This is a genomic window from Paraburkholderia sp. (genome assembly GCF_036488795.1).
Taxonomy (GTDB): domain Bacteria; phylum Pseudomonadota; class Gammaproteobacteria; order Burkholderiales; family Burkholderiaceae; genus Paraburkholderia.
Genome location: NZ_DASXHA010000053.1, coordinates 1 through 19,419, shown reverse-complemented (window position 1 = coordinate 19,419; position 19,419 = coordinate 1). Strand labels below are relative to the sequence as shown.

Sequence of the window (19,419 nt, the reverse complement as noted above, 5' to 3'; positions counted from 1 at the left end):
GCGTCGATATCATCCCGGCGCAGGTTGAATAGCTCGCCACGGCGGAACGCGCACTGCATCGCCACGCGCAACAGATCCGGCATGGCCTGCTCGCGCTCCGGGCGCTCGGCGAACCACTCGAAGATTTTCACGATCTCTTCGGCTGTCGGCCGGCGGTCTCGCTTGTTGCCGGCGTCGATTAGCCGCAGATGGTGCAGAGTTGGCCGCGCCCCGCCGCGCCGACCGCATCCGGCAGGGTCAGTGCGAGCAGCGATGCTGTGTGGCGCAGCATCGTCCCGAGTTTGGAGATATCCATGTCGACGGTGTAGCCGCCGGCGCCGGCTTTCTTCCGGTCCTGCGCAAACTTGACGATCCGCTGGGTTGTCAGCCGGGATGCAAAGTGACTTTCGAACGCATCCTTGAGCCGCTGCAGGATAAAATCCTCGTTTGACTTGGGCTTGATGGCCCGGTCAGATTCGCCGCGCATCTCGCGATATTTCTTCACCAGCTCGCCGACCGTTACCGTCGCCGCGTCGACGGCATTCTGTCCCTTTTCGATCTCGACTTCCTTCTCCCGGGCCTAGGCTTCAGCAGCGCCTTTCGTTTTGAACGTCTTTGCTATACTCTGCCCTCGCTGGCGTACCTGGGCACGCCAGCGACTGCCAACTGGGAGGATTGAAGCCATGTTTTCCCGATCTCGGAAGCTGTAGCAGTGCCAGATCACTTTTGGCTGCCACAAGGTCAATTTGTAGCAAAAGTGTAGCAGAGGCAGCGATAAACTAGGGTTCACAGGTTGTCACGGTGCTTCACTTAGGACGAAGCAGAAATGCCGAAAACGCCCACGGGACAAGGCGGAAGCCAATAGCAGCAAGGCTCCGGTCCATCCCGTTAAAGCTATCCTCTCCCCGTAGTTCAATGGATAGAACAAGTGCCTCCTAAGCGCTAGATACAGGTTCGATTCCTGTCGGGGGGACCATACAGCCTGACCACGCACGCCCAGAAAACCCCCAAAGCCCGCGCCAGCCCCCCGCTCCGCGGGCTTTTTGCTGCCCCCCGCAGCACCGAAGATCAGCAACCTTTCACCTCCTGCGCCCCCCAATCCCCGCGACATCATCATGCTAAGGTGACTGCTATCTGAAGAAGACATCGCTTGAGGCCAGCGAACGCAGGAAAATGGAGCGGTTTTTCATGGGGCGCGCAAGCGCGGTGACGTATCTACTGGAGCAACGCCGTACCTGGTTCACGCAAATCCAGGCCGCGGCGAGTGGCAGCGTCGAAACCGAGCTAAAAGAAATCGAACGCATCGATCGTCTGGTGCTGGATGTTCGGGCAGGACGCGTCCATAGCTTCGAACTGACGCGCCCGAACCCCGTTCAGATCTTCATAACGGACTAGCCGGCCAGGCATTCATCCGCCAACGTCGCCTTCAACCAGGCGGCGATCTCGCCGAAAGTCTCCACACACTGCGGAAACCGCATGACCTGGTTCGGTGTCACGGGAAAGTTGTGGCCCATATCCGGCGCGTGCAGATGGGTCACCGCGACGCCCGCCGCCTCCAGCTTTTCCTTATACGCCAGCCCTTCGTCGCGCAGCACGTCGTAGCCGGCGGTCGTCACCAAAGTAGGCGGCAGCGCCGGCATTTCGCGCAGACGCAGCGGCGCGACGTTCGAATCGTCCGGCGACACGCCCGGCGCATACTGCTCCCAGAACCAGCGCATCAGATTGCCTTCGAGCCCGAAGCCGGTCGCATTCTCAGCCCACGACGCGTGCTCCGCACCCGGATGATCCGTGACCGGATAAAGCAGCATCAGGGCACGCAGCTTAAGTGCACCCTTCTCAGCGCAGATCCGGTTGCCTGTGACCGCGGCCAGATTGGCGCCCGCGCTGTCGCCGCCTAGCGCGATCCGCGACGCATCGCCGCCCCACTCGCTCGCATGCTCAGCCGCCCACCGCGTAGCCGTCAGCGTATCGTCATGCGCCGCCGGATAACGATGCTCCGGCGCCAACCGGTACTCCACCGACAGTACCGCCACATGCGCCGCCTCGCTCAATAAACGGCAGAACGGGTCGACCGTTTCGACCGAGCCGACGACCCAACCGCCACCGTGCAGATAAACCAGCGTCGACAGCGGCGTTTGAACATCCGCAGGCAGATAAAGCCGCGCACCCAAACCAGGCGCAATTTCCACCTCGCGCGTCGTCACGCGGTTCGGCAATCCGGCAATCGACACGCGGGCCGCCAGTGCACGCAGCATGAATGCGCGCGCGAGGCCGACCCGCTCCTCGTTCGACGCAGGTGGCGGTGGCGTGCCGGCGGCAGCAGCCTGCTCATCCAGCAGGCGACGGACGGCGGGATCAAACGGCTTGCGCTCGCTCATCGAAACTCCTTGGTCAACATTGCTTCATTCGCCTCGTTAAAACGCTTCAGGAATAAATCCAGGCCGCAATCGCGCCCGGTGCGGCGCACTGCCGGGACGCTCAAGATATCAGTTTGTGGCTTTGTTTTCAGCGGATGCTGCAATCCTGCGCTCAACCGGATCGAAGCGCGGCAAGCGGTCGTGATCTTCAGTGCGATGACGGGGAGAAAGTGACAGGCGGGAGCAAGGCAACTGCAAATGAAAAAGCGCCCAGACAGGGAGGCTGGGCGGAAACCGCCGTGGTTACGGCGGTGGAGGTTCATCCAAATAGACAAACTTGGAAAACGGACCCACCCCTTGTGGGAGCGAGCCTGCTTCGATACTTCATGCTTCGTATTCAACAGCACGCTGGCGGCTCAACACTCCACCCGGCGTGCTACCCAGATCCTGTGGCTCAATGGGCAACGTAGACCGGCGGCGAGTATGTGCTCACCGTCACTTCGGCGCGCTGACCGGCTTGCGACGAGCCGTTCGCGCCCGGACCGTAGCCGGTGCTACCTGTTTGCGCCGCGCTCTTCTGAGCAGCGACGCGTGCTTCCGCAGCCTGAATGTTGGCGGGATAGTCGTAATCATTGGAGGTGGCAGGGTTGTAACCCGCCTTCTCGAGATCGATCAGTTCCTGCTTCACCTGGGCGCGCGTGACCGGTTGATTCGATTGCGCGAACGACGCCACCGGAACAGCCAAAAGAGCAGCAATTGCAACAGCCTTAACGAGCGAGTTCTTCACTACTACCTCCAACCATTGTTTTGCCTGGCGCTACAAACACCTTTGCTTGCAGCCAATAAGGGAAGTGTAGAGGGCGCTAACCCTGGAATGAAGACGTGAATTTTGAAATCACTGTTGTCGCAAACATCACAATGCGAGGGCGAACCGCTGGATTTTTTGCGTCGCGATGCGGTGATAGAAACATCCGTGCAATCACGCCGCTCTTGTTACCGCCCGGACCGCTGCAATCGAATTAGCCCCTAAAAAGCGTGGTATTCGTCTGATTGCGTGGCACGCGCCGCGCGTAATGTGTGATCCATGCGGCGAGTCGACAACATGTGATTCGAAACGCAATGCAGTGCAATCCAGATCGTTCACCGGACGCGCACGAGACAGACTCACAATGATTCATCAGACGTAATAAAAATACCGGCTGGTCAAATGATGTCGACCGGCCGGCCAGAACGGGGAAACCTATGAATACGTTTATCGACGAAGGCATCGCGCATATTGCTCGCGTAATGCGGCCCGCTTTGTACGGTGACCTGGGCGGCTCTTATTTGCCTTCCGCATACTGGCGTCAGCGTCTCTATCAGATCCTCGACACCGCGCATCTCACGAATGCACAACTCCGCTCCGTGGATAGCCTGCTGCTGGAACTGGATGAGTTCGATCTGTGTACCAGGGCGCCGGCAACGCGTCGCACCGAACTTCAGCTTGTTTCGTAGCGGTGATCGCAGCGGGCGCACTGCTGTCGTATCCGCAGCGCAGCTATCTCACGCTTTTGCTGTGCATGACACAGTCGGCCAGGCGAGATGCGCGACGGCGAGCATGAGGCAATGACGGGGCGGTGGAACGACGTGGTATCAGCGGTCAAGCGGTTTCAATTAGTTAGGAATCTGGAATATCCAAACCAGATCCGAACCGGCGACGCGTCATTGCAACGTCATTGGAGCCATTTGCGAACATCCTGCTCCCACGCCGGCTGCCCGCACCCGGCGGGATTCTCCGGCCCCAGCACGGTGATGTAGCCACGCGTCTTCATACATGCCTCGTAGGCCCGCACTTTCACGCAGCGCCCTGTCCCGGCCCGTTGCGCGGCCGCTTTGCATTCGGCGATCGAATGGTCCATGGGCCCGAAATCCATATCGTCGGCACGCGACGAATCAGGCGCGTCCGCACCGGTTGCGGAGAATTCGACCGGACCCGTCTGGGTGCAAGCGGTGAGCGCCAACGCCGACACCACGATGCCCTTCAACAGAAGTGAGCCGCATAATTTCATCGTCCGATCTCCTTTTTTTCGTTGCGACCATGATACGCCGACCCTCCCTATCGGATCCGTCATCTGACCCGGCGTCGCGCCGCCATAGCACGCCCGCACGGCCTTTTCGGCGATAATCGCCGCCATTCGCCCGGCCGCCGCGCATTGCATCATGTGCGTCAGGCGGCACATGGCAGACCCATCATGCATGCCCTTCGTGCGTTCGCGTCGCGGCGTGCCCAGCCTTACTGCACCTTATGAGCAAGACAGCGAACCAGCAGCGCCAGCTTGACACCATGCTTCGCCAGGCCGTGGCCATGCAGCAGAACGCCGCATACGCCGAGGCGGAAGAGTTGTATCGGGAGATTCTCGCGCTACGTCCGAAGCATTTCGATGCGATCCAGTTGCTCGGCGCCCTGGCGCTTCAAGGCGGCCGCTTCGAGGAGGGCGTCGATTTGCTCAAACGCGCGGTCGCCATCAACGGTATGCAGGCGCCCATTCACTCGAATCTCGCCTATGCGTTCAACGCGCTGCACCGCTATCAGGAGGGGCTCGCCAGCGCGAATCGCGCGCTCGCGCTGAAGGCCGATTTTGTCGATGCCTTGAACAATCGCGGCAACGCGCTGGCCGGTCTGAATTTGCCTGCCGACGCGCTGACCAGCTTCGAACGGGCGCTCGGCTTGCGGCCGGACATGGCACAGGCGTGGAACAATCGCGCCTGCGTGCTGCGCGATCTGGGCCGCCCCGCGGATGCGCTCGCCAGTTGCGATCAAGCCATCGCCTTACAGCCGAACTACGCCGAAGCCTGGAGCAATCGCGCCAACGCGTTGAGCGACCTGAACCGTCCGCAGGATGCGCAGGCGAGCTACCAGCGCGCGATCGAACTGGCGCCCGCGTTCGCCGATGCCTGGAACAACCTCGGCCTCACGCTGATCGATCTGAATCAGCACGCCGAGGCCTTGCAGAGCTACGAGCGCGCGCTTGCGCTGAAGCCCGATTCTGCCGAAACACACTGGAACGAAGCGCTCTGTCTGTTGCAGATGGGCAAGCTGACCGAAGGCTGGCACAAGTACGAGTGGCGCTGGCAGCGCGAGCGGATCAAAGCCAGCCAGCGCGGCTTCGCTAAACCCTTGTGGCTGGGCGACTTTTCGATTGCCGGCAAGACGATCCTGCTGCATGCGGAACAGGGCCTGGGCGATACGCTGCAGTTCTGCCGGTATGCGTCGATGGTGTCGGCCTTGGGCGCGCAAGTCATCCTCGAGGTACCGCGTGAGCTGATACGGCTACTCGCCACGCTGGATGGCGTGGCGCAACTGATCGAACAAGGCCAGCCGTTGCCGCCTTTCGACTGCCACTGTCCGCTGCTCAGTCTGCCGCTCGCGTTCAAAACAGAAGTCGCGAGCATCCCCGGCAAGACGCCCTATCTGACGCCTGACGCGCGGGCATCGCAAGCCTGGGGCGAGCGCCTCGCGCACGACCCGGCAAACCGCGCAAATCGTGGTCTGAAAGTAGGCCTCGTGTGGGCGGGCGGCAATCGTCCGCACATCGCGGAACTCCGCAAGAACGATGCAAGGCGCTCCGTTACCCTCGACACGCTGCGGCCCATTCTGGACGTCCCGCATGTCCAGTTCTACAGCTTGCAGAAGGGGCCGCCGTCGCAGCAACTGGCGCAAGCGGCTGAGCCTCGCGCGCACATCGTCGACTACACGGAGGAACTCTCCGATTTCGCCGACACCGCGGCCCTCGTCGCCAACCTCGATCTCGTGATCTCCGTCGATACCGCGACGGCCCATCTCGCGGGCGCCTTAGGCAAGCCGGTGTGGATTCTGAATCGTTTCGATACCTGCTGGCGCTGGATGCTCGAACGCAATGACAGCCCGTGGTATCCGGGCGCACGGCTGTTTCGTCAGCCGGCCCTGGGCGACTGGACCAGCGTGGTCGAAGCGGTACGTGCCGCTCTCGCCGTACATGCCGCACACGCCGGCAGCGCGATCGCGGCATCTTAGGCGTGCCTGAAAAGCCCCAAGCACGCGTAAGGACGCTCAGCCAGCGGCCCGACCGCGCGCCGCTGGCCACACTATCCTGCCGGCCAGCTTAGTTCCGGCTGGGAATATCGAGTCCTCGCACCACGGCCGGACGCGCGACGAACGCGTCGAGCGCGCGTTTGACGTTCGGGAAATCCGCGAAGCCCACCAGCTCGCCGGCTTCATAGAAGCCGATCAGGTTGCGCACCCACGGGAAGGTCGCCATATCGGCGATCGTGTAGTCGTCGCCCATGATCCACGTGCGCTGCGCGAGGCGTTGCTCCAGCACGCCGAGCAGGCGCCGCGATTCCGCGACGTAACGGTCGCGGGGACGTTTGTCTTCGTAATCCTTGCCGGCAAACTTGTTGAAGAAGCCTAGCTGGCCAAACATCGGGCCAATGCCGCCCATCTGGAACATCACCCACTGAATCGTTTCGTAGCGGCCGGCGGCATCTCTTGGGATGAACCGGCCGGTCTTCTCCGCAAGATAGATCAGGATCGCGCCGGACTCGAAGAGCGCCAGCGGCTTGCCGTCCGGACCATTGGGATCGATGATGGCCGGGATCTTGTTGTTCGGGTTCAGCGAAACAAACGCCGGCGACATCTGGTCGTTCGCGTCGAAGCGCACAAGATGCGGTTCGTACGGCAAGCCGGTTTCCTCGAGCATCACCGAAACCTTGACGCCGTTCGGCGTGGGCAGTGAATAGAGCTGCAGGCGCTCGGGATGCTGGGCAGGCCATTTGGCCGTAATGGGAAACACGGAAAGGTCGTTCATAAAGGCCCTTTAGCGATTCAGGCTGGAGCAAGATCAACGGCACCGCCTTCGGGCCTGATCCGGCTGATCAGTCAAGGCGGCGAGCAAAGCGCTCAATATAAACGCATCGGCATAACTTTTCTTGCTCGTGGACGGCCCTGCGGCTGGGCGGCATGGGACCTCGGAGGACTCGCGGAAAGGCGGCAGACGTTGCATGTCTGAAAGTGCCCAGCAGCTAGCGGCCATGCAAAACGCATTGCCGCAAATGCAAGAAAGGCGCCGCAGCGCCTTTCCCGCCAACAGCGAACCAGCCGTTACGGCGCGTTGCGCTTGGCGTTGTCCTTCGCCTGTTCCTTGCCGTCGCCATAAGCCTTGCGGACTTCGCCCGCGCCCTGCTGCAGATCGCCCTTGAGTTCCTGGGCCTTGTCGCCGGTCGCCTTGCCCACCGTCTCATTGACCTTACCCTTGACCTTCTCCGCGACGCCCTTCACCTGGTCTTTGTTCATCATGAACTCCGTGCTTGTGGAATGCCGGCGCGAAAATGCGCCAGTACCTCCCTCATACGCAACGGATGTGCCCAGCCAGGCATTCCGCCCATGAGGGTCGGAAATATTTTTTAAGGAAACCCTAAAGTCAATATCTTTCCTGCCGTTAGCGAGTAATGGACCACATTCCAAACGGGCCGAACCACCACATGTTAGCCACGCTAATCGATCAGGATATCGCGCACATCCGGCGCGTCATGCAGCCGTCCCTGTACGGCGATCTGGGTGGTCCGATCCTGCCGGCAACCTACTGGCGCAAGCGTCTGCACGCGCTGCTGGACACCGGGCACCTGACCAATGCGCAACTGTGCGCGGTGGACAGCCTGCTTCTGCAACTCGACGTGTTCGACTCCACCGATTCCCTGCCCATCTGGAATGCCATGCCGCTGGCCGCGCACGAAGGTCATCGGACGGCGCAGCGAAACCGCGCCTGACGAGGGCTCCCGGCAGGAAGCCCTCCTTTACCGCAGGTTGTCGTTTCTACCGGCAAAAAAAAGCCGCGGACCTGGGTCGCGGCTTGAACACACCGTAACGCGGAGATAGCGTCACTGGATTGAGCCTATCAATCCATTGTGTCGTTCGCAACCCGTCAGACTTCGATCTAACCCTCTCCGCTCGCCCTCGACCGAGTCGATTTCGCTCGTCCCTACCGTTATTCCTGGAAAAAAGGGACAACCTCAGGTCATAATGTCCGCAAAAATCCCCAGCAAGGACTGCTAGTGACCCAGGCCCCACCGCTCGAGCTGCTCAAACAGGCGCGCACCCGCTTCACCCAGCGAGCAATCGCAGCCCACGTGGGCAAAGACATCAAGACCGTGCGTCGCTGGGAAAAGGGCGAAACACCCTGTCCCGCCATGCTCGAACCCGCGCTGCGCGATCTGCTGCACGGCGGCGCGAACGGCAAGCAGACGGGCGCAAACGGGGCGGCGAAGTTCCGCTTCATCGACCTGTTCGCGGGCATCGGCGGTATCCGTATGGGCTTCGAGGCGCAAGGCGGCGCCTGCGTATTCACCAGCGAATGGAACGACTTCTCCAAAAAGACCTATCTGGAGAACTATGCCGCGGACCATTCGTTTATCGGCGACATCGTTTCGTTTCCCGCTAATGAAGTACCGGGCCACGACATCCTGCTCGGCGGCTTTCCCTGCCAGCCGTTTTCGATTGCGGGTGTCAGCAAGAAAAACGCGCTGGGCCGACCGCACGGGTTCGAGTGCGCCACCCAGGGGACGCTCTTTTTCGACGTTGCGCGAATCATCGCCGCGAAGCGCCCTGCGGCGTTTTTACTGGAGAACGTCAAAAATCTGCTGTCGCACGACAAAGGCCGCACTTTCGACGTGATCCTGCAGACGCTGCGCGACGAACTGGGCTACGAAGTGCACTACCGCGTGGTGGATGGCCGGCATTTCACACCGCAACACCGCGAGCGGATCATCATTGTCGGCTTTCGCGGCAAGACGGCTTTCTCGTGGGACGATCTGCAGCTGCCCGCCGTCGGGCCACGCCTCGGCGCGATCCTGCATCGCACCGACGGCAGCGAGCCGGTATTGCCGTGGGACCAAGACCGCTTCTTCGATCACGCGAAAAAGCGTGTCCAGCCCAAATACACGCTGACGCCGGGTCTGTGGACCTATCTGCAGAATTACGCGGAGAAGCATCGTGCGGCGGGCAATGGCTTCGGCTTCGGTATGGCGTATCCGGATAGCGTCACGCGCACGCTGTCGGCGCGGTATCACAAGGACGGCTCGGAAATCCTCGTCGATCAAGGCAAGAAACAGCGTCCGCGCCGCCTGACCCCGCGTGAATGCGCGCGCCTGATGGGTTTTCCCGACACCTTCCGGATTCCCGTGAGCGACACCCAGGCCTACCGCCAGTTCGGCAATAGCGTGGTGATGCCCGTGATGCGGGAAGTCGCGCGAATCATGTTGCCGCATGTAAAGACCTTGGCCTGATGGTCGATATCGTCGACGCCGCCACGCGCAGCCGGATGATGTCCGGTATTCGCGGACGCAACACCAAACCGGAGATCCTGATCCGCAGCCTGCTGCATCGTCAGGGCTTCCGTTTCAGGCTCGATGCGCGCGATCTGCTGGGCCGTCCCGATATCGTCCTGCCGCGTTACCGCGCCGTGGTGTTCGTGCACGGCTGTTTCTGGCACGGGCACGATTGCCACCTGTTCAAATGGCCGCAAACGCGCCCGGAGTTCTGGCGCGACAAGATCGGCCGCAACCGCGCCAACGACGCGAAAGCGCGCGCCGCATTGCTCGCCGCCGGATGGCGCGTCGCGGTAGTCTGGGAATGCGCATTGCGTGGTGCCAACCGGGATCTCGAAGGCGTGCTGCAACGGCTGATAACGTGGCTGCGCAGCGACGCCGCCGAGCTTGAAGAGCGCGCTTGAGAAGCCGGCAGCGCGGCCCGTTTCGAGCAATCGAACGCGCTGCCGGTGATACACTCGATTGGCTCACCCGGTCTGTCCGCAGGTCCGTTATGCCGGCAGCTCGGCCCATCTGAGAACCGTCCTTCAGGAGGCATACGATGGCTGATTTCCGTCTTTGGTCCGACGACTTTCCCACCAACGGCTTCATGCCGCGCGCCCACGAATACGACGACAAGGCATTCGGCGTGGATGGCGAAAACATCTCGCCCGCCTTGCAGTGGGAAGCCCCGCCGGAAGACACGCAAAGCTTCGCCCTCACGGTCCACGACCCCGATGCGCCCACCGGCAGCGGCTTCTGGCACTGGGTCGTGGTCAATCTTCCCGCCGACGCCCGCTCGCTGCCGCGCAACGCCGGCAAGCCCGACGGCAGCCTGCTGCCGAAAGGCGCACTGCAATTGCGCAACGACTACGGCACGGTCGGCTTCGGCGGCGCCGCGCCGCCGCGCGGCGACAAGGCGCACCGCTTCATCTTTCGCCTGCACGCGCTGAAGGTCGCCCATCTGCCGATCAGCGCGGACACGACCAACGCCGTGGCGCGCTTCATGACGCATCTCAACGAGATCGATTCGACCACGCACACGGGCTTGTACGAGCTGAAGTAATCGCGCGTCGAACCACCCAAGGCAGTGTCGGGCCACGCCCGAGGCGCGCTTCGACGCTGCCGCGTAAGACCTTCAGGAGACCGGGTGCACAGACGTTCGTGCCTGCGCCCGCAGCAGTCATTCACACACAATTACGATGCAAGCACACGCTTCCGGTAACGACGATTCGCATTCATCGAACAAGGCGGGCACCGCTCGCGCCAGCCAACCCACAGCCGCTGGGCCTGGAACTGGGCCGGGCCCCGAACCCGAGCTGGGCCTGCCGCTGCCGCAGCGCTACTGGGCCATCCTCGTCGTGATCCTCGGTCTCACTCTCGCCGTGCTCGACAGCGCGATTGCCAACGTCGCGCTACCCACCATCGCGCGCGATCTGCATGCAAGCGGCGCGGCTTCGATCTGGGTCATCAACGCGTACCAGCTCGCGGTCACCATCTCCTTGTTGCCGCTCGCGTCGCTCGGCGATCGCATCGGCTACCGGCGCGTCTATCTCGGCGGCCTGATGCTGTTCACCGTGGCCTCGCTAGGCTGTTCGCTGTCGTCTTCCCTGCCGACGCTCGCCTTCGCGCGCATGGTTCAGGGCTTCGGCGCGGCAGGCATCATGAGCGTGAATACGGCTCTGGTGCGCAATATCTATCCGTCTGCGCAGCTCGGCCGCGGCATCGCCATTAACGCCATGGTGGTGGCGGTGTCGTCGGCGGTCGGTCCGACCGTGGCCTCAGGCGTGCTCGCGGTCGCCGCGTGGCCCTGGCTCTTCGCGATCAACGTACCCATTGGCATCGCGGCCATCGCCAGCGGCCTGAAGGCGCTGCCACGCAATATCGGCCACAAGGCGCCCTACGACTATCTGAGCGCCGTGATGAATGCATTCGTGTTCGGCTTGCTGATTTTCGCCGTCGACGGCCTCGGCCACGGCGAACGCTGGATCTACGTCAGCGCCGAGGCACTCGGCGCCATCGTGATCGGCTATTTCTTCGTGCGCCGTCAGCTGAGGCAGCCGGCGCCGCTCTTGCCGGTGGACCTGCTGCGCATTCCGGTGTTCGCGCTTTCAATCGGCACCTCGGTCTGTTCGTTCGCCGCGCAGATGCTGGCCTTCGTGTCGTTGCCGTTCATGCTGCAAGACACGCTCGGCTTGACGCAGGTGCAAACCGGTCTGTTGATGACGCCATGGCCGCTCGTCATCGTGATCGCCGCGCCCGTGTCGGGCGTGTTGTCGGACCGTCTGTCGGCGGGTTGGCTGGGCGGCATCGGGCTGGTGGCGCTGACCGTGGGCTTGTTGCTGCTCGCCACGCTCGGCGCGCATCCGCAGCCGCTCGATATCGCATGGCGCATGGCCGTGTGCGGCGCGGGCTTCGGCATTTTCCAGTCGCCCAACAATCGCACCATTCTGTCTTCTGCTCCGCGTTCGCGCAGCGGCGGCGCGAGCGGCATGCTCGGGACCGCGCGCCTGAGCGGCCAGACCCTCGGCGCCGCACTCGTCGCGTTGATCTTCGGCGTGGCGCCGCAACACGGCCCGACCATCGCGCTGTATGTGGCCGCGTGCTTCGCGGCGGTCGCCTCCGTGGTCAGCACCTTGCGCGTGATGCAGCGCGCCAGTCCCGTAGCCGCTTGAGAAACGAGGTTCAGCAGTCTGGATTTTGGCGGAGATTGACCGCACTTGCGGCGCGCGCGGCGGTCTAAGACATACCCGCGCGGCGTCCCGAGCTTGCTGATGCATGGTGCGCGGTGCGGGCGTCCCTGTTCTTCCCTGCATGGCTTCTGAACGATGCCGAGGGGGTCCCCATGTCACTCATCGTCGCCGGGCGCTTCACCACCTTCCCCGCCGCCGAAGCCGCCGCGCAGCAGCTGTTCCAGCGCGGCTTCGTCGAGGAAGACGTCAACCTGTTCTTCGTCAATCCACGCGGTCAGCATGGACGTCATGCGGCCGCGCATGATCTGCGCACAGCCGGCACCGCTCCGCCCGGCAATGCACATGGCGCGACTTTGGGCGCCACCCTGGGCGCAGTCGCCGGCGCGGTTGCCGGTGTGGCAATCTTCACCGCGTTTGCCGCGTCGCTGCCGGTCGTCGTGCTGGCGGCGGGCATCGGCGCATGGCTCGGTGCGCGGGTCGGCGTGTTCGTGCATCAGCGCCGAAGCACGACTGTCCATCACGAGATCGTCCATCACGAGTGGCGCGATTCGGGCGTGCTGGTCGCGGTGCATGTCTGCGAGGGCAATCAGCGCGACGCGGCCGCCGTGCTGCGCGAAGCGGGCGGCACGGATCTGGAGCGCGCGTCCGGTCACTGGCAGCAAGGCCGGTGGGCGGACTTCGATCCGACCACGACGCCGGTGCCGCTCGGCGAGCTGAACCAGCAGCCCGTGTAGCGAGACGGCGCGCCATAAAAAACGGCGGCCGATCGGGCCGCCGTGGCGATACTTTTGCGCGCGAAACACGCAGGCGATCAAGCTGACCCGCCCTGTCCGGATCTGACGTGACGGCGTACGCGAAGCATCGGCGAAGGTGCCTTCTGCGGTGCTTCGCGCCGCGCCGTTCAGCGGATTACGTCGCCGTCACGTCCGCGAGCTTTACCGCCTTGGCCGTCACCTTCGAAGCGGTCGCGACATTGCGCAGGTCGGCGAGGAAGGTATCGCGCCAGACCGACAGATTGTTTTCGCGCAGCGGCGCCATCATGTCCGCATGGCGCGCCTGGCGTTCGGCGAGCGGCATCGACAGCGCGCGCTCCAGCGCTTCGGCCATCTGCGACAGATCGAACGGATTCACCACCAGCGCGCCGGGCAGCTGTTCGGCCGCGCCCGCGAACTGCGACAACACCAGCACGCCCGGATCCGACGGATCCTGCGAGGCCACGTATTCCTTGGCCACCAGATTCATGCCGTCGCGCAACGGCGTCACATAACCCACTTGCGACTGCCGGAACAGCGCCATCAGCAGATTGCGCTCGTACTTGCGGTTCAGATACTGAATTGGCGTCCAGTCGAGCTGCGCGAAGCGGCCGTTGATGCGCCCGGCTTCGCCTTCAAGCGTCTGACGAATCCGTTGATAGGTCTGCACGTCGGAGCGCGTAGGCGGTGCGATCTGCACCAGCGATACGCGGCCATGCCAGCCAGGTGCATTGAGCAGCAGACGTTCGAATGCCTGGAAGCGCTCGACTAGCCCCTTCGAATAATCGAGCCGGTCCACACTCATGATCAGCTTGCGGCCACGCATGCCGTCGCGCAGACTTCGCACCGGCTTGCGGTCGGTAAACTGTTCGGCCGCTTTGGCAATGGCGTCCGGATAGATGCCGATCGGATAGGCCGCGACCTTCAGGAAGCGGTTATACGCGTGCACCATGCCGTCTTCGCTGGAAGTGCCGTGCTGGCCGCGTTCGATATAGTCGACAAACGACTGACGGTCCGCGTCGGTCTGAAAACCCACCACGTCATACGCGCACATGGCCTTCACGAGTTCCTCGTGCGGCGGCACGCTGCGCAGCACTTCCGGCACTGGAAACGGGATATGCAGGAAGAAGCCAATCGGATTCCTGACGCCGAGATCGCGCAGGCAGCGCGCGAACGGCAGGAGGTGATAGTCGTGCACCCAGATGATGTCATCGGGCTTGACCATCTCCTTCAACTGCTTCGCGAGCGTCTGGTTGACCCGCAGATATCCGGCGTACTCCTGACGATCGAAACGCGACAGGTCGTTGCGATAGTGAAAAGTCGGCCATAGCGTTGCGTTCGAAAAGCCGCGGTAATACTGATCGTAGTCGCGCTTGGTGAGGCCCACCGTCGCGTACGTCACGTTGCCCTGCTTTTCGATGACCGGCGGTGCCGACTCGGACACCGTCTCGCCGCTCCAGCCAAACCATACGCCACCGGTTTCCTTCAACGCGTCCAGAACACCGATCGCAAGGCCGCCTGCTGCGGGGCGTCCTTCCTGCGTCGGCGCGACGCGATTCGATACCACGATCAATCTGCTCATTGGTGCTCCACCTCATCAGTTGACGTTGCACGCGGGGATGTACCGGCTTGGTGCATGCAAGTCGCGTGCCGTATTGTTAAATCGGCCGGAAGGAAAATGTATGCAAATGTGACAGGCGAGCAAGAACCTGCCGCGCGCAGGCCTTGCTGCAAAAGAATCTTCCGCTTTAGAACGCGGTTGTGAAATCGCTCAGGCGCCTTCAGGCGTCCTGTTCGGAGCCGAGATCGCGCTGGTATTCGAGACCTTCGGGGCGCACGCCGCCCTGGTTGTGTTCGCCGTCTGGCGGTGCATCCGGAGCGACGCGGTTCTGTCCGGCGGGATCCGGCCCCACCGGTGGGCCGCCTGTTCCGCTGCCGGGGCGCGAATCGCGCTTCGAATGGCGCGCGGAGCGCCGCAGTGCCGGGTGTCTCATAATCGATGCCTCCTGTGGAAGCCCGCCGTCCCGAGCGGACGGCCTGAAGATAGTCTAGGGCTGACAGCGGCAATTTGCCGGTAAAACCGTCATCCCTTTTGTAACAAGTACATCAATTTGCTTGCGCTACCCATAGCGGGGCACGACTCGTGCTGCCGCGATTCAACTCAAAATACGCGGAACCGTACCGCGGGAAATATGCGGCACTCCGTTGGGTCCGGGCGGTGGATCGCCGATCGGCGGTCCGGGCGGTTCACCAGGTTCGCGGGCGGGATCCGGTGGTGGATCGGGTTCGAACGGCGGGTCGGTCGGTTCGGGACGATGCGCGCTAACAGCGCCAGGGAGATCGGACAGAGGGTCGAGCGAAGCAGTCGGGTCGCGCAGAAAAACGGGGGCATGGTACGGCATAAGGACTCCTCGTTTGCGTTCGCCTGAAGCGCAGCAAGGCCTATGCCGGGCACATGCGCCCCGCGGCGGCGCGTCAGACGTCGGCACCGCCCAGTGCCCGCGACTCGTCCGAGGCATCGCCCTCGTCGGCGCGGGCCGCGTCATTGCCGTATTCGACGAGGCGGTTATACAGCGTTTTCAGGCTGATACCGAGTATCTCCGCCGCGCGCGTCTTGACTCCGCCGCACTGTTCGAGCGTGGCGAGAATCAACTGGCGGTCCGCTTCCGCGAGCGAGGTGCCGAACGGAATGGTGATTGCGGTGCCGGCCGCCGGTTTCGACAGCGTGATCTGCAACGGCACGGTGGCCGTGCTATCGGAATCCGTACTCGACATGATGTGCGCGCGCTGCACGTAGTTCTTCAGCTCGCGCACATTGCCGGGCCACGGGTACGACAGCAGCATGTCCTTGACCGCGGCGGGAAAGTGCTTGCGCGTGCTGTGGCGCTCGTTGAGGTCGTCGAGGAAGGCCTGGGCGAGCAGCTCGACGTCCTTGCCACGCTCACGCAGCGGCGGCAGGCTGATCGGAAACACGTTCAGGCGGTGGTAAAGGTCCAGACGCAGCTTGCCTTCGAGCACCGCCTGCTCCGGATCGCGGTTGGTGGCCGCAATCAGGCGCACGTCGGTCTCGATCTCCCGCGTCGTGCCCACCCGCATGAACATGCCTGTTTCCAGCACGCGCAGCAGTTTGACCTGCAGCTCGATCGGCATTTCAGTGATTTCGTCGAGGAACAGCGTGCCGCCATTGGCCCGCTCGAAATAGCCCTTGTGTTGCCGGTCGGCGCCCGTGAACGAGCCGCGCTCGTGGCCGAACATTTCGGATTCGATCAGGTTCGGCGAAATGGCGCCGCAGTTCACTGCCAGAAACGCATGCTTGCGACGCAAGCTCAACTGATGCACGGTCTGCGCGGCGACTTCCTTGCCGGTGCCCGACTCGCCGACCAGCATCACCGAAGCCGCCGTGGGCGCGACCCGGCCAATCTGGTCGTAGACCTCCTGCATGGCCGGCGAATTGCCGAGCATCAACCCGAAGCGGCCCATGCGGCGCAATTCGCCGCGCAGCGTGCCGATTTCAGCCTTCAGGTCGCCGGCGCGCGGCAGGCGCGACAGAATCGCCTTCACGCGCTGCATGTTGATCGGCTTCACCAGATAGTCGGTGGCGCCCATCTTCAGCGCGTTGACGGCCGATTCCACCGTGGCGTGGCCGGTAATCACAATCACCTCGACGCCCGACCGCGGATCGAGGTCCTCGAACAGATCGACCCCGCTGCCGTCCGGCAGCTTCAGGTCGGTAAATACGACATCCGGCATCTGCCGGACCAGCTGGATGCGCGCTTCGCGCAGGTCGCCGGCCGTGGCCGTCGTGAGGCCGTCTTCTCCGATGATGGCGGCAAGCGCCTCGCGGGTATCGGCGTCGTCATCGACAATCAATACGTGTGGCATCGCGTCTCGAAAGCCCGAAAGTTCTGGTTGTGAATGGCATGCGCAAAGGCACGAAGAAACTGCCGGGGCGCAGGGGCGCCGTGCATGCGGCGCGCTGCGATGCAAGGGCACACTAACGTAGCGTGCTTTGCCCGCTCCTACGCGAGTTCTCATTTAGAGCATGCGCGCAACAATGAGCGTGTCGCGCAGCGCTAAATGGCCTGATTGTTCTGCGGAAACTTATTGTACGGCTTTATTGGGACAAACTGTAATATTGGCCCCGCTTCCGCATAGACGAAATGCTCGCCCGGTCACGTGCGGCCGAGGCCCTTGACGCCCCGCTCAGCTGTGCGGAAACGGCCATGCTTCGCCCTTGCCATTCGGGTGGCTCACGCCGTTGGTCGCCGTCGCGGGCGTCGCGCTGGCGGCAGTGGCCGGCGCAGCTTGAGCCGTCACGACCTCCGCGCCGCCCTCGCCTTCCCAGCGGCTCAGATCGCGCTCCAGATGGGCCTGTGCCGCCCGGTGCTTTTGCGCCCAACGCAGCGCTATCAGACCGCCGACGGCCACCAGTGCGCCAAAAATACCAATTCTGGGCTTAGCCATGGTTAATCCTCCTTATCGTATGCAGTTATAGACGTGCTGGAACCAGTCGCTTGCATCGGGTGCTCAGCGGGCCGCCAGTGCGCCCACCAAAAAGCCGATACCCGCAGCGATGCCGACGGCCTGCCACGGGTTATGGCGGATATAGCGTTCGGTATTGAGGGCTGCCACGCGGTAGCGCCGTTGCGCGGCATCCTGCGCATCGCCGAGCGCCGCTTGCAGCGATTCGACGTGTGTGCCGAGACGCTCACGCAGCACACCTACGCCTTCGCCCGGCACATTCGCGGCAAGCCGCAACATTTCCTCCGAGTCCGTCAGCAGCACGCGTAAATCATCCACGATCTTCTGCTTACCGAGTTCAAGCTGTTGTGTGGTTTGAGTCATTCGCCGCTCCCGTGTTTTCCTGAGTCAGTTTTGCAGTGCGACGACACAGCGAGTACGTCGCGCCGCGAAAGTGATGGTGCCGCAAACGGCATACCTGATAATCGGCAGACGAATGCTTGCACACACAGCATTGCAACCGGCACACCACGGCAAACATGCCGATTCGTTCGCCTTGCGACGGTCAATATTGCCGAAGCACTGCGCAACCCGGCCAGATTCATGGTGTGATCCTGCTTGGACCCGTGAGTTGCGCAAACGTTGAGGGTTCTACCAAGCGCACCTCGGATTGCAGTGCACCACGAGCCAGTGGTTAAATCGACTTTTATGCGATAGTGCACAAGCTGGGCCGATCGTCTTGGCTGGCCCGCACAGCACTATCGAACACACTTGCACAGGACAACCTGGTTATGGCGTCAATCGATCTGGACTCTCCCTCTGTTGCCTCCGGCGGCGACGCGGCGGCACAAGGAAAGCCGCGCGCGACGGACGGCATCGCGGGGCTGAAGTCATATGGTCTGCTGTACGGTTCGTCGCCAGTGATGCTGGATCTGTACGATCAGATCGGACGTGTTGCGTCGACGGACGCGACCGCTTTGATCATCGGCGAATCCGGCACGGGTAAGGAACTCATCGCACGCACGATCCACGATCAAAGTGCGCGCAGGGATGCGCCGTTTATTGCAGTGAACTGCGGCGCAATTCCCGACGAGCTGATCGAAGCCGAATTGTTCGGCCACGAAAAAGGCAGCTTCACGGGTGCGGTGCAAGGGCGCATTGGCTACTTCGAGCATGCCAATGGCGGCACCCTGTTTCTCGACGAAATCACCGAAATGGCGCCGGTGCGACAAGTGAAGCTACTGCGCGCGCTGGAGACCGGCACGTTCTATCGGGTCGGCGGCAACGAGCTCATTCATGGCGACGTGCGCGTGATCGCGGCCACCAACCGCGACCCGGCCGTCGCGGTGAAGGAAAACGGTCTGCGTGAAGACCTGATGTACCGGCTCGCGGTGTTTCCGCTGCGCGCGCCGCCGCTGCGCGAACGCGACGGCGACCGCGAGCTGCTGGCGCAACATTTCCTCGCCGCGCTGAACACGCAGGAAAACACCAACAAGAGTTTCAGCAAGCGCTCGATCGACACGCTGCGCACGTGGTCGTGGCCCGGCAATGTGCGCGAGCTGAAGAACGCGGTGTATCGCGCGTTCATTCTGGCGGAGAAAACGGTCGAGCTGCCGCATCCTCATCTCGCCTCGCGCGTGAAGAAAGCGGTGACCCAAGGCGACGCGATGAGCGTGTGGATCGGCACGCCGCTTGCTGACGCGCAAAAGCAGATCATCCTCGGCACGCTGAAGTATTGTGGCGGCGATAAACGACGAGCGGCCAAGGCGCTCGGCGTCAGCCTGAAGACGCTCTACAACCGGCTCAGCACCTACGGCAGCGACGAAGCAGCGGAGGAAAGCGAGCCCTAAGGCGCGC

The 19,419-nt window shown here is 62.8% G+C and carries 21 protein-coding genes, 1 tRNA gene and 1 pseudogene; 11 read left to right on the top strand and 12 right to left on the bottom strand.

What is annotated here, in order from left to right; translation table 11 throughout:
* Positions 1 to 664: pseudogene (locus VGH41_RS06600) on the bottom strand (site-specific integrase); the annotation flags it as partial.
* 216 nt (positions 665 to 880) lie between these two features.
* On the opposite strand from VGH41_RS06600, the gene VGH41_RS06595 reads away from it, so the two are divergent.
* Both VGH41_RS06595 and VGH41_RS06590 read left to right on the top strand, forming a co-directional pair.
* Positions 881 to 955: transfer RNA gene (locus tag VGH41_RS06595), tRNA-Arg, on the top strand.
* Between the two features lie 212 nt (positions 956 to 1,167).
* Positions 1,168 to 1,374, top strand: a complete 207-nt coding sequence (locus tag VGH41_RS06590; protein WP_331596549.1) for a hypothetical protein — start codon at positions 1,168 to 1,170, stop codon at positions 1,372 to 1,374.
* On the opposite strand, the gene VGH41_RS06585 is transcribed toward VGH41_RS06590, so the two are convergent.
* Genes VGH41_RS06585 through VGH41_RS06575 form a run of 3 tightly spaced genes read right to left on the bottom strand, consistent with a single transcriptional unit; the run spans position 1,371 to position 3,123 of the window.
* Positions 1,371 to 2,357 carry an alpha/beta hydrolase gene (locus VGH41_RS06585; protein ID WP_331596548.1) on the bottom strand — a complete coding sequence of 329 codons (987 nt, stop codon included), beginning with the start codon at positions 2,355 to 2,357 and terminating at the stop codon, positions 1,371 to 1,373. The two genes, VGH41_RS06590 and VGH41_RS06585, sit on opposite strands and share 4 nt — an antisense overlap.
* The gene (locus VGH41_RS06580; RefSeq protein WP_331596547.1) at positions 2,354 to 2,743 is read right to left on the bottom strand and encodes a hypothetical protein; all 390 of its coding nucleotides are present in this window, start codon (positions 2,741 to 2,743) and stop codon (positions 2,354 to 2,356) included. Before VGH41_RS06580 ends, VGH41_RS06585 begins: the two co-directional genes overlap by 4 nt.
* A 47-nt stretch (positions 2,744 to 2,790) precedes the next feature.
* Positions 2,791 to 3,123 (bottom strand): DUF4148 domain-containing protein, encoded by a 333-nt coding sequence (locus VGH41_RS06575; protein WP_331596546.1) that lies wholly within the window; start codon positions 3,121 to 3,123, stop codon positions 2,791 to 2,793.
* 455 nt (positions 3,124 to 3,578) lie between these two features.
* On the opposite strand from VGH41_RS06575, the gene VGH41_RS06570 reads away from it, so the two are divergent.
* Positions 3,579 to 3,830, top strand: a complete 252-nt coding sequence (locus VGH41_RS06570; RefSeq protein WP_331596545.1) for a hypothetical protein — start codon at positions 3,579 to 3,581, stop codon at positions 3,828 to 3,830.
* A 218-nt stretch (positions 3,831 to 4,048) separates the two neighbouring features.
* Here VGH41_RS06570 and VGH41_RS06565 read toward each other — a convergent pair whose 3' ends face one another.
* Complete coding sequence (locus VGH41_RS06565; protein ID WP_331596544.1) at positions 4,049 to 4,555, bottom strand: hypothetical protein; 507 nt, start codon at positions 4,553 to 4,555, stop codon at positions 4,049 to 4,051.
* Positions 4,556 to 4,620: 65 nt separating this feature from the next.
* On the opposite strand from VGH41_RS06565, the gene VGH41_RS06560 reads away from it, so the two are divergent.
* Positions 4,621 to 6,369, top strand: a complete 1,749-nt coding sequence (locus VGH41_RS06560) for a tetratricopeptide repeat-containing glycosyltransferase family protein (RefSeq protein ID WP_331596543.1) — start codon at positions 4,621 to 4,623, stop codon at positions 6,367 to 6,369.
* A gap of 88 nt (positions 6,370 to 6,457) precedes the next feature.
* Here the strand turns inward: VGH41_RS06560 and VGH41_RS06555 are convergent, their stop codons facing one another.
* Both VGH41_RS06555 and VGH41_RS06550 read right to left on the bottom strand, forming a co-directional pair.
* On the bottom strand, positions 6,458 to 7,162 hold the full coding sequence (locus tag VGH41_RS06555; protein WP_331596542.1) for a glutathione binding-like protein: 705 nt from the start codon (positions 7,160 to 7,162) through the stop codon (positions 6,458 to 6,460).
* Positions 7,163 to 7,455: 293 nt separating this feature from the next.
* Positions 7,456 to 7,647 (bottom strand): CsbD family protein, encoded by a 192-nt coding sequence (locus VGH41_RS06550; RefSeq protein ID WP_331596550.1) that lies wholly within the window; start codon positions 7,645 to 7,647, stop codon positions 7,456 to 7,458.
* Positions 7,648 to 7,802: 155 nt separating this feature from the next.
* Between VGH41_RS06550 and VGH41_RS06545 the strand changes: the two genes are divergently transcribed.
* From VGH41_RS06545 to VGH41_RS06520, 6 genes are all read left to right on the top strand, one after another.
* On the top strand, positions 7,803 to 8,120 hold the full coding sequence (locus VGH41_RS06545; protein ID WP_414696613.1) for a hypothetical protein: 318 nt from the start codon (positions 7,803 to 7,805) through the stop codon (positions 8,118 to 8,120).
* Positions 8,121 to 8,405: 285 nt separating this feature from the next.
* Complete coding sequence (dcm, locus tag VGH41_RS06540; protein WP_331596540.1) at positions 8,406 to 9,635, top strand: DNA (cytosine-5-)-methyltransferase; 1,230 nt, start codon at positions 8,406 to 8,408, stop codon at positions 9,633 to 9,635.
* The gene (locus VGH41_RS06535) at positions 9,635 to 10,081 is read left to right on the top strand and encodes a DNA mismatch endonuclease Vsr (RefSeq protein WP_331596539.1); all 447 of its coding nucleotides are present in this window, start codon (positions 9,635 to 9,637) and stop codon (positions 10,079 to 10,081) included. Before dcm ends, VGH41_RS06535 begins: the two co-directional genes overlap by 1 nt.
* A gap of 137 nt (positions 10,082 to 10,218) precedes the next feature.
* Entirely contained in the window at positions 10,219 to 10,722 is a 504-nt protein-coding gene (locus VGH41_RS06530) for a YbhB/YbcL family Raf kinase inhibitor-like protein (RefSeq protein WP_331596538.1), read from the top strand.
* Positions 10,723 to 10,858: 136 nt separating this feature from the next.
* Positions 10,859 to 12,331, top strand: coding sequence for an MFS transporter (locus VGH41_RS06525; RefSeq protein WP_331596537.1), 1,473 nt, complete (start codon positions 10,859 to 10,861; stop codon positions 12,329 to 12,331).
* Between the two features lie 170 nt (positions 12,332 to 12,501).
* Positions 12,502 to 13,083, top strand: coding sequence for a hypothetical protein (locus tag VGH41_RS06520; RefSeq protein ID WP_331596536.1), 582 nt, complete (start codon positions 12,502 to 12,504; stop codon positions 13,081 to 13,083).
* A gap of 175 nt (positions 13,084 to 13,258) precedes the next feature.
* Here the strand turns inward: VGH41_RS06520 and otsA are convergent, their stop codons facing one another.
* From otsA to VGH41_RS06495, 5 genes are all read right to left on the bottom strand, one after another.
* A complete protein-coding gene (gene otsA, locus VGH41_RS06515; protein ID WP_331596535.1) occupies positions 13,259 to 14,683 on the bottom strand; it encodes an alpha,alpha-trehalose-phosphate synthase (UDP-forming) in 1,425 nt (474 codons plus the stop codon).
* A 199-nt stretch (positions 14,684 to 14,882) separates the two neighbouring features.
* On the bottom strand, positions 14,883 to 15,095 hold the full coding sequence (locus VGH41_RS06510; RefSeq protein ID WP_331596534.1) for a hypothetical protein: 213 nt from the start codon (positions 15,093 to 15,095) through the stop codon (positions 14,883 to 14,885).
* A 481-nt stretch (positions 15,096 to 15,576) separates the two neighbouring features.
* Positions 15,577 to 16,983: a sigma-54 dependent transcriptional regulator gene (locus tag VGH41_RS06505; protein ID WP_331596533.1), complete on the bottom strand. Its 1,407-nt coding sequence runs from the start codon at positions 16,981 to 16,983 to the stop codon at positions 15,577 to 15,579.
* A gap of 321 nt (positions 16,984 to 17,304) precedes the next feature.
* Positions 17,305 to 17,565 carry a hypothetical protein gene (locus VGH41_RS06500; RefSeq protein ID WP_331596532.1) on the bottom strand — a complete coding sequence of 87 codons (261 nt, stop codon included), beginning with the start codon at positions 17,563 to 17,565 and terminating at the stop codon, positions 17,305 to 17,307.
* A gap of 63 nt (positions 17,566 to 17,628) precedes the next feature.
* Positions 17,629 to 17,946, bottom strand: coding sequence for a DUF883 family protein (locus tag VGH41_RS06495; RefSeq protein ID WP_331596531.1), 318 nt, complete (start codon positions 17,944 to 17,946; stop codon positions 17,629 to 17,631).
* A gap of 407 nt (positions 17,947 to 18,353) precedes the next feature.
* On the opposite strand from VGH41_RS06495, the gene VGH41_RS06490 reads away from it, so the two are divergent.
* Positions 18,354 to 19,412, top strand: a complete 1,059-nt coding sequence (locus tag VGH41_RS06490; RefSeq protein ID WP_331596530.1) for a sigma-54 dependent transcriptional regulator — start codon at positions 18,354 to 18,356, stop codon at positions 19,410 to 19,412.
* Positions 19,413 to 19,419 lie beyond the last annotated feature (7 nt).

What these genes read in the sequence shown, in the direction of transcription:
- VGH41_RS06590 (WP_331596549.1), top strand. Translation starts at nt 1,168, where the DNA reads ATGGGGCGCGCAAGCGCGGTGACGTATCTACTGGAGCAACGCCGTACC.
- VGH41_RS06585 (WP_331596548.1), bottom strand. Translation starts at nt 2,357, where the DNA reads ATGAGCGAGCGCAAGCCGTTTGATCCCGCCGTCCGTCGCCTGCTGGAT.
- VGH41_RS06570 (WP_331596545.1), top strand. Translation starts at nt 3,579, where the DNA reads ATGAATACGTTTATCGACGAAGGCATCGCGCATATTGCTCGCGTAATG.
- VGH41_RS06565 (WP_331596544.1), bottom strand. Translation starts at nt 4,555, where the DNA reads ATGTGCCGCCTGACGCACATGATGCAATGCGCGGCGGCCGGGCGAATG.
- VGH41_RS06560 (WP_331596543.1), top strand. Translation starts at nt 4,621, where the DNA reads ATGAGCAAGACAGCGAACCAGCAGCGCCAGCTTGACACCATGCTTCGC.
- VGH41_RS06555 (WP_331596542.1), bottom strand. Translation starts at nt 7,162, where the DNA reads ATGAACGACCTTTCCGTGTTTCCCATTACGGCCAAATGGCCTGCCCAG.
- VGH41_RS06550 (WP_331596550.1), bottom strand. Translation starts at nt 7,647, where the DNA reads ATGAACAAAGACCAGGTGAAGGGCGTCGCGGAGAAGGTCAAGGGTAAG.
- VGH41_RS06545 (WP_414696613.1), top strand. Translation starts at nt 7,803, where the DNA reads ATGGACCACATTCCAAACGGGCCGAACCACCACATGTTAGCCACGCTA.
- VGH41_RS06535 (WP_331596539.1), top strand. Translation starts at nt 9,635, where the DNA reads ATGGTCGATATCGTCGACGCCGCCACGCGCAGCCGGATGATGTCCGGT.
- VGH41_RS06530 (WP_331596538.1), top strand. Translation starts at nt 10,219, where the DNA reads ATGGCTGATTTCCGTCTTTGGTCCGACGACTTTCCCACCAACGGCTTC.
- VGH41_RS06525 (WP_331596537.1), top strand. Translation starts at nt 10,859, where the DNA reads ATGCAAGCACACGCTTCCGGTAACGACGATTCGCATTCATCGAACAAG.
- VGH41_RS06520 (WP_331596536.1), top strand. Translation starts at nt 12,502, where the DNA reads ATGTCACTCATCGTCGCCGGGCGCTTCACCACCTTCCCCGCCGCCGAA.
- otsA (WP_331596535.1), bottom strand. Translation starts at nt 14,683, where the DNA reads ATGAGCAGATTGATCGTGGTATCGAATCGCGTCGCGCCGACGCAGGAA.
- VGH41_RS06510 (WP_331596534.1), bottom strand. Translation starts at nt 15,095, where the DNA reads ATGAGACACCCGGCACTGCGGCGCTCCGCGCGCCATTCGAAGCGCGAT.
- VGH41_RS06505 (WP_331596533.1), bottom strand. Translation starts at nt 16,983, where the DNA reads ATGCCACACGTATTGATTGTCGATGACGACGCCGATACCCGCGAGGCG.
- VGH41_RS06500 (WP_331596532.1), bottom strand. Translation starts at nt 17,565, where the DNA reads ATGGCTAAGCCCAGAATTGGTATTTTTGGCGCACTGGTGGCCGTCGGC.
- VGH41_RS06495 (WP_331596531.1), bottom strand. Translation starts at nt 17,946, where the DNA reads ATGACTCAAACCACACAACAGCTTGAACTCGGTAAGCAGAAGATCGTG.
- VGH41_RS06490 (WP_331596530.1), top strand. Translation starts at nt 18,354, where the DNA reads ATGGCGTCAATCGATCTGGACTCTCCCTCTGTTGCCTCCGGCGGCGAC.